The sequence below is a fragment of the Sphaerisporangium fuscum genome (genome assembly GCF_018531465.1).
In the GTDB taxonomy this organism is placed as follows: Bacteria; Actinomycetota; Actinomycetes; order Streptosporangiales; family Streptosporangiaceae; genus Sphaerisporangium; species Sphaerisporangium fuscum.
On sequence record NZ_JAHDTF010000002.1, the window covers coordinates 313,705 to 326,710 of the forward strand.

Genomic DNA, 13,006 nt, shown 5'->3' on the forward strand with positions numbered 1-13,006 from the left:
TCGCTTCGGCTTCCTCTGGACGAACAAAGTGCGCCAGAGGTCCGTCCAACCTCACATCAGCCGATCCATGGGGAGGACGAAATGGCCGAAGCGGGGACGCCAGGGGTGAGGTCCGTCAGCAGACGGATCGTGGTGGGGTTGGTAGTGGCAGGGGTGGTGGTCCCGGTCGCGGCGCAGGCCGCGGAAGCGAGCGGAACCCCGCTGACGACGACGGCGCGGCACGGAAGTACACCGGCCGCCGAGTCGGGCGGCGCCGGGCGGGCGATTCCGCTGGTGGGGACCGTGGGGACGGTCAGGGAAGAGAAGGGGGCGGCACACCTCGCCTCGTACGTCCTGGAGAGCGACGGCGGGAACGACCACGTCGCCTACCTCCGCTCGGGCGACCGCTTCGTCAGGACGCCCTACCGCGAGGCGGTGGTCTCGCCGGATGGACGGTGGGTGGCCGGTGTCCCGGGCCACCTGAGATACCGACCGGCCGACGAGATCGTCCTGATCGACAGGACGGGGAACAGGAAGTACACGGTTCGCACGCCACGCGGCGTCGCCGCGCCGCAGTGGTCGCCGGACGGGAAGCGGGTGCTGCTGACCGCCTACAAGAGCACGAAGACGGTCGGATTCATCACGATCGACGTCGCACATCGCGTACCCGCACTCAGCGAGACGGGAAAGCCCAGGCCGGCGCAGCAAATCGGAGCGGACGGCCGTTTCTTCTGGAACGGCGACGGCAGCGGTGTGATGCGATCCGAAGAGGACGGCAGCATCGCGCTGTACGGCCTGACCGGCCGGCGCACCCGGCTCTACAAGAGGGCCGGAACCGTCGAGGAGTGGAACTCTCCTCCTTCGCTCTTCTCCCCGTCGGGCAGGACCTTCGCCACCTACCTGGACGACGGCACCGGCAAGGACCGGGAGATCGGAGTCGTGGACGCCTCGACGGGACGCGTCGTGCACCGGGTGCGAGGCGGGTTCACCGGGTTCTTCGGCTGGTACGGCGACGACCGGCTCATCGTGCGATACGAGGGGAAAGGCGAGCCTCGGCCGGTCGCCTTCCGGTATCTGGACCTCGCAGGAAAGGCACGAGGCACGCTCGTGAAGGAGAAACTCGTCCTCGGCCCGGGCAACGCCGATTTCACAGCGCAGATCACCCGGCTGCAGTTCATGAGGTGAGCGCCGAGCCCCGTCACGCCAGAAGTACTCGAACCTGGGTGTCGGGCAGGAAGGTCCACCAGCGGTCGTAGCGGCGGTACGGGTGGGGTTGGCGGGCGGCCAGGAGGGCCGCCAGCGAGCGGGCCTCCGCGGCGAGCCCTTCCCACACCTCGGCCGGCAGCGGGTGGAAGGCGGCCGCTTCGATCCCGCCGTCGACCGGGCGCCACACGCCGGCGACGTACCCGTCGACCAGGAGGGTCGGCAGCACGTCGCCGTTCGACCTGATCACGAGCTTGCGGTAGTCCGGCGGGATGACGCGGGCGCGGTCGGCGTAGGCCAGCAGGATGCTGTCCCACATGGCCATCAGCCTGGGTGGGGCCGGCGTGTCTCCGGCCGGGCGCGGTGCGCCGGGGACGTCGTACAGCTCCGTGCCGCCGGGTCCTTCCAACCGCTCCAGCACGCCGGACAGAGCGGCCAGGGCGTCCCGGGCCCTGCCCCGCGGGACCAGGGCGAACTGCGCCAGGTCCGCCGCCGACCCCGGACCGAAACCCTCCAGATAGCGCTGGGCCAGTGCTTGCAGGTGCTTGTCGGCGATCTCCCTGCCGCCGGACGCCGGCATCCCCGCCGCGACGTAGGAGTTCCGCGAGCCGAACGACCATGGCCCGCCCGTGGGGGCGTGCCGCAGAGGCGCGAACGACCGCACCGCCCACCACACACCTTCCGGGGGGATCCCGAGCCGCTCGGCGATCCATGCCTGGAGTTCACCGGACGTACGGGGGCGGGCGGCGAATTCCAGCAGGTCAGGGACCAACGCGTCGGCGTCGGCCGCGGAGAGCCCGCTGGAGGTGAAGCGACGGTCGCCGAGCCTTGCGCCCCGCAGCGTCGGCAGCATGGCGGCCTGCATGGCCGGATGGTCGTCCGCGTGCACCGCGTGCAACGTGATCCGCATCAGCGTCGCCTTGACCAGCGTCCCCTCGGTGAAGGCGACGTCGAGGCCGGCCGGGTCGAAGTCGGTGAGACGGTTCCACAACGCGATGTACGGCGAGGCGGCCTGCTGCGCCTGCAGGGCGACGATCCGCCTGGCCGCCTCGACGACGTCGAGCCGCTGCCGTCCCAGGAGCAACTGCCGGGCGAGGGTGGCGCGGTTGAGCTCCTGTGCGGTGATCTTCATGACGACTCGGAGCTCTCCTTCTCTGCGGATCCGCCCGGACGGTTGTCGGCGGTTCCCTGCCGGAACCTACACCGTCGCGAACCGGATCGATGATCGCTCCGGGGCGGTCAGATGTGCGGAGATCCGTCAGGATAGGGCCGTGACCGAAGAATCGAAGATGTCCGACCCCCGTGACGAACCCGCTCCCCTGCTGCCATCGGTAGGGATGCTCGCCGGATCCGCAGCGTTGATCATGCTGATGACCTGGTTGTTCGGCGAGCCGGAGGGGAGCTCGGTCAAGTGGTTGCTCTTCGGCCCCGTCCTCCTGCTGTTCTACGAGGTGGCGGTGAACGAGGTGTGGTGGCGCCGCTGGTGGGGCGCCATCCCGGGGGCCGTGATCGGGCTGGTGGTCCACTTCGAGGGCCGCCCCACCCTGAGCGACCTGATCGGCCCCACCTGGGCCGGCCCCGTGGCGTACGTCCTCGCCTGGGCCGCCTTCGGCCTCGTCTTCGCCCTCGCCAGCCGCGTCCCCGTGGGAACCCGGACCGGAACGGGTGACGGCTGAGGCCGCTGCCGTACAGGCCCGGCAAGCTCGACCTGGACGTCGACACCGACGGCTGGGACCCGCGAGACTGACGCCGCGTCCGAGGGTCCGGGCCCGTCCTGTGGGCTCGGACCCTCCTGGCCGCCCGAGGGTCAGCGGGATGTGGGGGCCGGGCGGTGGGAGACCGGCAGGGGGCGGCCCAGTTCGGAGAAGAGCCACTTGATGGCCCGCGGCAGCATCGAGCTCCACACCCCGTAGTTGTGGCCGCCGGTGGGGAGGATCGAGGAGAACACCTGGGTCGGCGCCTGGGCGACCTTGCGCAGCCGCATGACGTCGACCGCGGTGTTGGTGTCCTGGCGGGTGCCCATGACCAGCAGCGACACCTTGGGCCGGTGCTTGCGCAGCACCTGCAGCAGGTCGTTGGCCTTCAGCAGCTCGGGCGAGCTGGTGACGGCCTGCGCGGTCGGGGTGAAGTACCCCGACAGGCTGACCGCGGCGGCGTAGTCGCGCGGGTGCTGGACGGCGAGCTTGGTGGCGCAGAAGCCGCCCTCGGAGTAGCCCATCGCCGCCCACCCGGCCCCGTCCCTGCGGGCGCGGAAGTTGGAGGTCACCATGTCGCGGACGTCCTTGGCCGCCCAGGTCTCGGCCGGGGGGCCGCCGGGGATGTCGGTGCAGTCGGTGTCGAGGCCCGGGGCCAGCTGCATGCTGGGGGCCACGAGGATGGCCGGGTGCGCGTTGCCCTTGGCCATCTCCTGCCGCAGGAGCCCGGTGATGTTGAGCAGCGTGAACCAGTTGTGCACGGGGCCGGGGTAGCCGGGCAGCAGCTCGACCACCGGGAACTGCTTGTCCTTGTAGGCCGGGTCGTCGTACTGCGGCGGGAGCCAGACGTACACCTGGGCCTTGACGTCGGTCTTCGGCCCGAGGTAGTTGATCATCCGCACGCCGTCCTGCCCGAAGGCGGTGAACTTCAACCCCGTCTTCGACGGCGTCCCGTGCGTGCCCTGCTTGTCGGGGCCGTTCAGCGGCGTGAGCGCGGAGCCGCCGTCGTCCCCGGCGGCGGCGCCCGTCAGGTCGTCCCAGCTCGCATAGAACTGGTACTGGTTGTTGACGACGACCCCGACGGTGAGCACCGCGCAGACCTGGCAGGCGAGCACGAGAACGGCCCGCTGCACCGCCTGTGACGCACGCGGCCCACGTAGTCTCCCCCCGAACCACACGGCGGCGACCGTCACGACGACCGTGAGCGCGATCGCGCCCACCATCAGCGGTACCCCGAGAAGGCTCACCACGGCCCCCCACTGTTCCCCGGTCGAACCCAGCTGAAGATTCGCTGGGAGGGACGCTACTACAGCCGGTGTCACGTCCTGCTAAGTTCCGGGGCCGTGTGACGGCAAGAGCGGCGGATGTCCACTTACCAGGAGCTACGCCGGTTCACGCCATGAACACGCCGCTGGTACGGCTGCTGTGACAACTCACACCAGACCCGAACAAATAGATAGTCAGGATGGCAACATCTGCCAACACCGATGCCGGACACCGCATGTGGGGGCGTGGGTCTTGAAAGTACGCCGCATAATGACCAATATGGACTGATCTTAGGTGGTACCGGTCCAGATTGGGGCTCTTCTGGCGACCTACATCAAACTCCATCGTTCCCCCGTGCTGTGTTTCGGCGCCACCACCGTCATCCGGCCGCCCATCATCTTCCCGGCCTCGAAACCGGGCCCATTTCAAACATATTCGAAATGTGAACATTCTCCCCCAGGTACGTCACCGGACCGGAAGAAAACACAGGCACGGCGACACGTCACAAGCGACGTCGCCATCCGATCATCGGCGGAGGCCGGAGCCACGCCCGCCACCCGGCTCGTACCCGAGAGCCACACACCAGAACGGTTACCGCCGCCTTCCCGCTGCGGCTGAAGATCAAGCGAATCGGCTCAGCTTTATCAGTAGGGGTGGGAGATGTTGGACGTAACCCTGCTCGGGCCAACCGAAGCCCGGGTTTCGGGGATAAGTGTCGCGCTTTCGCCACTGGAGCGAAACCTGCTCGCGGTGCTTACGTTATCCAAAGGCACGGTCCTCTCCACCGAGAGAATCATCGACTGTTTGTGGGGCGGCCGGCACCCGGCCTCACCCCGCTCCCGGGTCCAGGGCCTGGTCTCGTCCTTACGCCGCAAGGTCGGCGAGGCGCTGGCCACCCGCCACCCCGGTTATCTCCTGGAGGCCGGCGGCACCGTCGTCGACCTCGACGAATGCGAGAGACTCGCCCGGCAGGCACGCCTGGCCGGCTCACCCGGCGAAGCGGCGCGGTACTTGCGCAAGGCCCTCGACCTGTGGCGCGGCGAACCGCTCGACGGCGTCTCCGCCCCCGGGATCGAATTCGACCGGGTGAGGCTGCAGGAATTCCGGCTGAACCTCCTGGAGGAACGGTTCGCCGTCGAGATGGAGCTCGGACACCACGCCGACCTGGTCGCCGAACTCTCGGCCGCCGTCTCCGCCCACCCACTGCGTGAACGCCTCGCCGGCCAGCTCATGACGGCGCTGTACCGCTGCAACCGGCAGGCCGACGCGCTCAAGGTCTACCGCACCCTGCGCGACCGGCTCGCCGAGGAACTGGGCAGCGACCCCTGCGCCGACATACGCGACCTGCACGCGACGATCCTGCGCGGCGACCAGGTGGGCCGGCGGGAGCCCGCTATGGAGCGTTCCCGGACCCCCGACTCCCCGGACCGCAGGCCCGCCCAGCTCCCCGCGACACCCGGGCACTTCACCGGCCGGGAGAGCGAACTGGCCGCCCTGGCCAGGGCCGTCCGGCGGGTGGCCGACGAGCCGGTGGTGGTGATGGTCTGCGGCGCGGGCGGCCTGGGGAAGACGGCCCTGGTGGTCCGGTGGGCGCACACCGCCGCCGACCGCTTCCCCGACGGGCAGATCTTCATCGACCTGCACGGGCGGACGCCCCGCGAGGCCCTGTCGCCGGGGGACGCGCTCGGCGTGGCGCTCGGCGCGCTGGGCGTGGCGAAGGCCGACATGCCCGCCACCCTCGACGAACGGACCTCCCTCTACCGCACCCTGGTCAGCCGCCGCCGCGTCCTGGTCGTGGCCGACGACGCCGGCCGCCTCGAACAGCTGCTCCCGCTCGTGCCGCCGACCACGGCGAGCCAGATCGTGGCGACCAGCCGCCGCAGGCTCGCGGTGATGGCGCACCACGCGGTGCAGACCGTCCACGTCGAGCCGCTCACCCCGCAGGCGGCGCGGGAGCTCCTCACCCGGATCGTCGGCGCGCAGCGGATGCGGGACCCCGCCGCCGCCAAGGTCGTGCAGTGGTGCGGCGGGTGGCCGCTGGCCGTACGCCTGGCCGGGACGAAACTCGCGGCCCGCCCCTGGCAGCCGCTGGCCTCGTTCGCCGAGGAGCTCGACGACCTCACCGACGTGGTCCTGGCCGACGACACGCGCAGCGTCCGGGAGGCGCTGCTCGACGCATACGGCTCGCTCAGCCCGGCCGCCGCGCACCTTTTCGGACGGCTCGGGCTCAGCCCCTCCTCGTCGCTGTACCTCCGGGAGGACGCCGTCGCGGCGCAGACCTCGGTGCGGCGCATCCGGCAGCTGCTCGACGAGCTGGCCGCGGTGCACCTGATCGCCGAGGTCGGCCCGGACCTGTACCGGATGCACGACGTGATACGCCGGTTCGCGCGCCAGTGCGGCGCGGAGCTGGCCGAACGCGACCTGGTGGACGACTGGATCCGGCGCCGCGACCTGGACGTCGGCGACGCCGAGACGCTGTACCCGGAGGCCGCCGGCGAGCGGTACGGCATGGGCGGCATGGCCTACGCCGGCCGGAGCTCCTCGCCGGTCATGTGACCCACCCGTCCGGCGGCCCGGCCCCGCGGGCCGCCGGACGAAATGCCGCATGGCGGATTCCCATCGGATCTGAAGCGATTTCGAGGGGCCCGTTGTGAGACTGGCTTCCCGTCAAGCCGGCATCGGCCATGTTCGCGGCGTCCCTGCCATCCCAGGATCAGGAAGAACCGCCTTCGAGGGCCCGTCGAGCCGGTGACGTTACAGGAGGCGAGGTGGGCATATCGTGACGCCCGGCTTGGATGTGCGCGGGGCGGCCCGAAGGTTCCTGGAGGCCGCCGCCAGATATCCCGGGCACCCGGCGATCGTCCACAACGGGGACGCGCTCTCCTATTCGGAGCTGGAGGCGCGGGCGTCGCAGCTGGCGCGGCGCCTCGGTCCCCGTCCCGGCGTCGTCGGCGTCGAGGCGGCCCACTCCCCCGGCACGATCATCGGCCTGCTCGGCGTGTGGGCGGCCGGCGGCACGTACTGCCCCGTCGACCCGGCCTTCCCCGCCGGCAGACGTGCGGCGATGCTGGCCGCGGCCGGATGCCGGACGGTCTTCTCCCCCGGCGGGGACCTGATGGAGGACACCGGCCTGCCGGGACGGGAAGGGCCGGAGGAGTCCGCCTACATCCTGTTCACCTCCGGGTCCACCGGGGCGCCCAAGCCGGTGGTGACCCCGCACCGGGCGATCGAGGCGACCGTCCGGTCGCTGCGGGCCCTGTTCGGGCTGACGACCGCCGACCGGGTCCTGCAGTTCGCCTCGCTGAACTGGGACACCTGCTTCGAGGAGATCCTCCCCACGCTCACCGGCGGCGCCTGCCTGGTGTTCCACGACGACGCGCACTCCGGCTCGTTCCCTCGCTTCCTGCGGATGATCGAGCGCGAACGGATCACCGTGCTGGACCTGCCGACGGCGTTCTGGCACGAGCTGGTGAACCACCTGGCCGAGGAGAGGGCCGCGCTCCCCCGGTGCGTACGGCTGGTGATCATCGGCGGTGAGGCGGCGAGCCCCGCCCGGCTGGCCGAATGGCGTGGCCTGGAGACCGGGCACGTCCGCCTGCTCAACACCTACGGATGCACCGAGACGACCCTCATCACCCACGCGGTCGACCTGCACGGCCCGCTCGCCCGGCCGTACGACGCAAGGACCGCGCGGGTGCCCATCGGCAGGGCGCTGCCGCACGTGGTGGAGCGCATCGGCGAGGAGGACGAGCTGCTCGTCGGCGGCCCGGCCGTCGCCGACGGCTACCTCGGCCTCCCGGAGGCCACCGCCGCCCGGTTCGTCACCATCGGCGGGGAGCGGTTCTTCCGCACCGGCGACCGCGTCGCCCGCGCGCCCGACGGGCTGCTGACGCACGAGGGCCGCATCGACGACGAGCTGAAGGTGCGGGGCATCCGGGTCGACCCGGCCGAGGTGGAGGCGCACATCGCCTCCCATCCCCTGGTGGGCGCCGTCGCGGTCACCGGCGTGAAGGTCGCCGACCACACCGTGCTGGCGGCGTACGTCGTCCCCCGCGCCCCCGACGGCGCCGACGGGCTCGGCGCCGCGATCACGGCCTACCTGCGCGACCGCGTGCCCGCCCATCTCGTCCCGAGCCGTATCTCGATCGTCGCCGCCCTCGCCCACACCCCGAGCGGCAAGGTCGACCGACGCCGGATCAAGGAGAGAGCCTCACATGAGCGTTGACGGAGTGGCGGACATCTTCCGCCGTGTGCTGGAGACCGACGACATCGGCGCGGAGTCCGACTTCTTCACCCTCGGCGGCGACTCGCTGCTGGCCACCAGGGTGCTCAGCGCCGTCGCCCGCACCTACGGCGTCGAGCTCACCTTCGACGACTTCGTGCTCGCCCCCACACCCGGCACACTGTCCAAGAAGATCGCGGCGCCGCGGTCATGAAAATCGTCATCGCCGGGGCCGGCCTCGCCGGGCTGACGGCCGCCGCCGACCTCGCCCGCGCGGGGGTGGAGACGACCGTCCTGGAGGCGCGCGACCGCGTCGGGGGACGCACGCACGGCATCGAGGTGGCGCCCGGACGCTGGGCCGACGCCGGCGCGGCGTACCTGGGCGACCGGCACACCGAGCTGCACGCCACGCTCGCGGCCCTGGGCCTGAAGACCACGCCGACCACCATGATCGGAGAGAGCAGGTTCGTCCTGGGCGCCGGGGACGAGACCCGGCCCGGACGGTTCCCGCCGCTCGACGCCGTGGCGCTGGGCGAGATGTTCGACCTGCTCAGCGAGCTGACGGCCTCGGTCGAGGCGGACGCGCCGTGGCTGACGCCGGAGGCGTCCCGGCTCGACGGGACGACGGCCGCCGAGTGGGCCGGGGAGAACCTCCGCCACCCCGACGCCCGGCTGTTCTTCCCGCTGTTCCTCGGCGAGATGATGGCCGCCGACCCGGCCCGGGTGTCGGTGCTGCACGTGGCCTTCTACCTGCGCTCCGGCGGCGGGATCCGCTACCTCAACGCCTTCGAGGGCGGGGCGCAGCAGGACCGCGTGGACGGCGGCGCCCACCTGGTCTGCGAGCGGATCGCGGCCGAGCTGGGCGAGCGGGTACGGCTCGGCGAGCCCGTGCGGGCGATCGACCAGGACGGCGACGGCGCCGTGGTCCGCAGCGACGGCGGGGAGTACCCGTGCGACGCCGTCGTGGTGGCCGTCCCGCCCCTGCTGGCGGACGCCATCGAGTACCGCCCCGGCCTGCCCGCGCCCCGCGCGAGCCGGCACACGGCCCCGGGATGCGCCGTGAAGGTGCACATGATCCACCCGGAGCCGCTGTGGCGCGACCACGGCCTGTCCGGCTGGTCGGTCAACTCCGAAGGGCCGCTGCTGTCCACCGTCGACGACTCGCCGGCCGACGGGGGCGCCGGCGTGCTCACCGGGTTCGTGACCGGCGCGGAGGCACACCGGTACGCCGCCCTGTCACCCGAACGGCAGCGCGAGGAGGCCCTCGCCCAGGCGAGCCGGGTCTTCCCGCACCTGCCGCCGCCGATCGGCTTCCACGTGACCGACTGGCTCCATGAGGAGTACAGCCGCGGCTGCTACGCGGCCCTGTTCGGGCCGGGCGACTGGATCCGGCACGGGCCCCACCTGACCACGGCGCACCGGCGCGTGCACTGGGCCGGCACCGAGACGAGCACCGAGTTCTTCGGGCTCATGGAGGGCGCGATCCGCTCCGGCCACCGCGTGGCCGACGAAATCCTCACCCGATACCACACTCATGGGAGGTCGCTATGAGCGGCGTTTCCATCGCCCCGCTGGACGTGCGACAGCAGTTCATGACCGATCCGGACCTCGGCGCCGGCAACTTCCTCGACCACGCCGCCACGCACAACCCCCACCGCGACGTGCCCTTCATCCACAGCCACACCACCGACCACCGGGGCCAGGTCGTGCTTGTGGGGCACAGCCTGCTCGACCTGGTGGAGCTGCGCGACCGCTACGCCCGATGGTACTGGGCCAACGGCGTCCGGCCGGGCGAGCCGGTCGGCATCGTCGTCGCCGAAGGGCTCGAGCCCCTGCTGCACTACCTCGCGCTCACGGCGCTCGGCGCGATCCCGGCCATGGTCAACGACGCCATGCGGCTCGACATCATGATCCGGTACCTGGACCACGTCGGCGTGGTGGGCATCGTGGCCGACGACACCACGCGGCTGGCCTCGGCGTACCGGTCCGGCCCGCGGCGCCGGCCACGGTTCATCGCGCTCGCCGCCGAGGTGCAGGCGTTCGACGCGACCACCGCCGAACTGCCCGCGGAGTACCCCTACCGGCACTCCCCCGACGACGTGTGCGCCCTCATCCACTCCTCCGGCACGACGGGCACGCCGAAGTCGACGATCCTCGGCCACAAGAGCTTCTGGGACGGCAAACAGCCCCGGATGGTGCGCTTCCCGGCCGAGCCGTACGACAGGCTGATGTCGCTCATGCCGCACACCCACGCCGGAGGGCTCAGCTACTTCCTGACGGCCGTCCTGCTGGGGCTGCCCACCGTGGTGATGGGCGACTGGCGGCGGGTGGTGGTCGAGCCGGTGATGGAGGCCTTCCAGCCCACCATGCTGGCCTCGTTCCCGCGCACGTTCGTCGAGCTGGCCACCGGCGACCTGCCGGTCAAGGGCGCGGCGAAGGTGCACTCGTGGTTCAACACCGGCGACTCCGCGCACTACGGACACATCCGGCGACTCGTCACGCTCGGCGAACGGCCCGCGGGGCTGGTCGCGGCGTGGCTGCTCCCCAAGGACCAGGCCGGCCAGGCGACGCTGCCGGGCTCGCAGTTCGTCGACGGGCTGGGCTCCTCGGAGATGGGCATGGCGCTGTTCGGCGGGCTCACCACACCCGAGACGCCGCGCAACGACCGCTGCGTCGGCAAGGCGCAGGAAGCCGTGACCAAGGCGGCCGTGCTGGACGAGAACGGCCAGGAGGTCCCCGCCGGCACCGTCGGCCTGCTCGCGGTCATCAGCCCCTCGCTCACCCCCGGCTACTGGAAGAACGACCGGCTGACCCGGAGCTTCGAGCTCAACGGGTTCTGGCTCACCGGCGACGTCGCCCGCATGGACGAGAAGGGGAACTTCTACCACCTCGACCGCACGGTCGACGTCATCGACACCGTCGACGGGCCGGTCTACAGCCTGCCCGTCGAGGAGGTCCTCATCGCCGACTGCGACGATCTGGTGATCGACTGCTCGGTGGTGGGCGTGCCGGCCGGGGACGGCGCGGGGCAGCGTCCGATCGCGGTCGTACGGCTGCAGGAAGCCGCCGGGGACCCGACGCCCGAGGCGATCCTGGAGAGGGCGAACAAGGAGCTCGCCCAGGCCGGGCTCGCCCCGCTCGCCGCCGTGGTCATCGCCAGGGAGCCGCAGGACCTCCCGCTCGGGCCGACCGGCAAGGTCCTCAAGCGCGAACTGCGGACCAGGCACGCCACCCTGCTCACCGGCGGCCCGGACGCCCGCCTACAGTGAACGACGACGCTCCCCTGCGGCCGTACCAGTACGTCCGCACGCCCCTGGTCGAGCCCGACTGGCGTCGGCTGCCCGGCTGGCGCGACGTCGGCCCGGCACAATGGCGTGACCCTCAGTGGCAGCGGGCCCACTGCGTGAAGAACCCCAGGCAGTTACGGGCCGTCACCGGCGACCTGCTGTCGGACGACTTCTACGCCGAGCTCGAGGCCGACATGCGGCGGTTCGCCACCATGTCGATGCTGATCCCGCCACAGATGCTCAACACCATGGCGCCGCTCTCGTTCGACGGGCCGCGCTCGTTCACCGACGGCTTCGTCGCCGACCCGGTGCGCAGGTACATGCTGCCGATCCGCAGCGACCGCGACCCCCACTGGCCGAGCCACCCCCGCTCACAGCGGGACTCCCTGCACGAGGCGGAGATGTGGGTCACCGAGGGCCTGACCCACCGCTACCCCACCAAGGTGCTCGCCGAGCTCGTCACCACCTGCCCGCAGTACTGCGCCCACTGCACCCGCATGGACCTCGTCGGCACCTCCACGCCCCAGGTGACCAAGGCCAGGTTCGCCCTGCGACCGGCCGGCCGCCAGGAGCTGATGCTCGACTACCTCAAGCGGACACCGGGCGTGCGGGACGTGGTGGTCTCGGGCGGGGACGTCGCCAACGTCCCCTGGCACCAGCTCGAGGCCTTCCTGATGAAGCTGCTGGACCTGGAGTCGGTGCGGGACATCCGCCTGGCCACCAAGGCGCTGGTCGGGCTGCCGCAGCACTGGCTGCAGCCGAAGGTGCTGGACGGGCTGGCGCGGGTGGCGCGGCTCGCCGTACGCCGCGGGGTCAACCTCGCGGTGCACACCCACGCCAACCACGTACGTTCGATCACGCCCCTGGTCGCCGAGGCGGCCCGGGCGATGCTGCTCGCCGGGGTGCGCGACGTGCGCAACCAGGGCGTGCTGATGAGGGGTGTCAACGCCACCCCGGCCGACCTGCTCGACCTCTGCTTCGCCCTGCAGGACGAGGCGGGCATCCTGCCCTACTACTTCTACATGTGCGACATGATCCCCAACGCCGAGCACTGGCGGATCGCGGTCCACGAGGCGCAGCGCCTGCAGGACGCCATCATGGGCCACCTGCCCGGTTACGCCACCCCGCGCATCGTCTGCGACGTCCCCTACGTGGGCAAACGCTGGGTGCACCAGGTGGCCGAGTACGACCGCGAGCGCGGCATCTCGTACTGGACCAAGAACTACCGGACGGCCCTCGAAGACGACCTCGACCCCGACCGCCGCTACCCGTACTACGACCCCATCTCCACCCTCCCCGCCCCAGGCCGCACCTGGTGGACCGAGCAGAGCGGGCAGAGGGGGGTCTGATCGGCG

The 13,006-nt window shown here is 71.4% G+C and carries 10 protein-coding genes; 8 read left to right on the forward strand and 2 right to left on the reverse strand.

Going from position 1 to position 13,006, the window contains the following annotated elements; genetic code table 11:
* Window positions 1–81: 81 nt before the first annotated feature.
* The gene (locus KIK05_RS02545; protein WP_214408848.1) at window positions 82–1,164 is read left to right on the forward strand and encodes a TolB-like translocation protein; all 1,083 of its coding nucleotides are present in this window, start codon (window positions 82–84) and stop codon (window positions 1,162–1,164) included.
* Between the two features lie 13 nt (window positions 1,165–1,177).
* Here the strand turns inward: KIK05_RS02545 and KIK05_RS02550 are convergent, their stop codons facing one another.
* Window positions 1,178–2,314: a winged helix DNA-binding domain-containing protein gene (locus KIK05_RS02550; protein ID WP_214408849.1), complete on the reverse strand. Its 1,137-nt coding sequence runs from the start codon at window positions 2,312–2,314 to the stop codon at window positions 1,178–1,180.
* A gap of 139 nt (window positions 2,315–2,453) precedes the next feature.
* Between KIK05_RS02550 and KIK05_RS02555 the strand changes: the two genes are divergently transcribed.
* Complete coding sequence (locus tag KIK05_RS02555; RefSeq protein ID WP_214408850.1) at window positions 2,454–2,858, forward strand: hypothetical protein; 405 nt, start codon at window positions 2,454–2,456, stop codon at window positions 2,856–2,858.
* 131 nt (window positions 2,859–2,989) lie between these two features.
* Here KIK05_RS02555 and KIK05_RS02560 read toward each other — a convergent pair whose 3' ends face one another.
* Window positions 2,990–4,123: an alpha/beta hydrolase gene (locus tag KIK05_RS02560; RefSeq protein WP_214408851.1), complete on the reverse strand. Its 1,134-nt coding sequence runs from the start codon at window positions 4,121–4,123 to the stop codon at window positions 2,990–2,992.
* Window positions 4,124–4,802: 679 nt separating this feature from the next.
* On the opposite strand from KIK05_RS02560, the gene KIK05_RS02565 reads away from it, so the two are divergent.
* From KIK05_RS02565 to KIK05_RS02590, 6 genes are all read left to right on the forward strand, one after another.
* Window positions 4,803–6,698 (forward strand): AfsR/SARP family transcriptional regulator, encoded by a 1,896-nt coding sequence (locus tag KIK05_RS02565; RefSeq protein ID WP_250562097.1) that lies wholly within the window; start codon window positions 4,803–4,805, stop codon window positions 6,696–6,698.
* Window positions 6,699–6,921: 223 nt separating this feature from the next.
* The gene (locus KIK05_RS02570) at window positions 6,922–8,367 is read left to right on the forward strand and encodes an amino acid adenylation domain-containing protein (RefSeq protein WP_214408853.1); all 1,446 of its coding nucleotides are present in this window, start codon (window positions 6,922–6,924) and stop codon (window positions 8,365–8,367) included.
* Complete coding sequence (locus KIK05_RS02575; protein WP_214408854.1) at window positions 8,357–8,578, forward strand: phosphopantetheine-binding protein; 222 nt, start codon at window positions 8,357–8,359, stop codon at window positions 8,576–8,578. Before KIK05_RS02570 ends, KIK05_RS02575 begins: the two co-directional genes overlap by 11 nt.
* Window positions 8,575–9,915 (forward strand): flavin monoamine oxidase family protein, encoded by a 1,341-nt coding sequence (locus KIK05_RS02580; protein WP_214408855.1) that lies wholly within the window; start codon window positions 8,575–8,577, stop codon window positions 9,913–9,915. The genes KIK05_RS02575 and KIK05_RS02580 overlap by 4 nt, the downstream gene beginning before the upstream one ends.
* Entirely contained in the window at window positions 9,912–11,633 is a 1,722-nt protein-coding gene (locus KIK05_RS02585) for a class I adenylate-forming enzyme family protein (protein ID WP_214408856.1), read from the forward strand. The genes KIK05_RS02580 and KIK05_RS02585 overlap by 4 nt, the downstream gene beginning before the upstream one ends.
* Window positions 11,630–13,000 carry a KamA family radical SAM protein gene (locus KIK05_RS02590; protein WP_214408857.1) on the forward strand — a complete coding sequence of 457 codons (1,371 nt, stop codon included), beginning with the start codon at window positions 11,630–11,632 and terminating at the stop codon, window positions 12,998–13,000. Before KIK05_RS02585 ends, KIK05_RS02590 begins: the two co-directional genes overlap by 4 nt.
* Window positions 13,001–13,006: the final 6 nt, after the last annotated feature.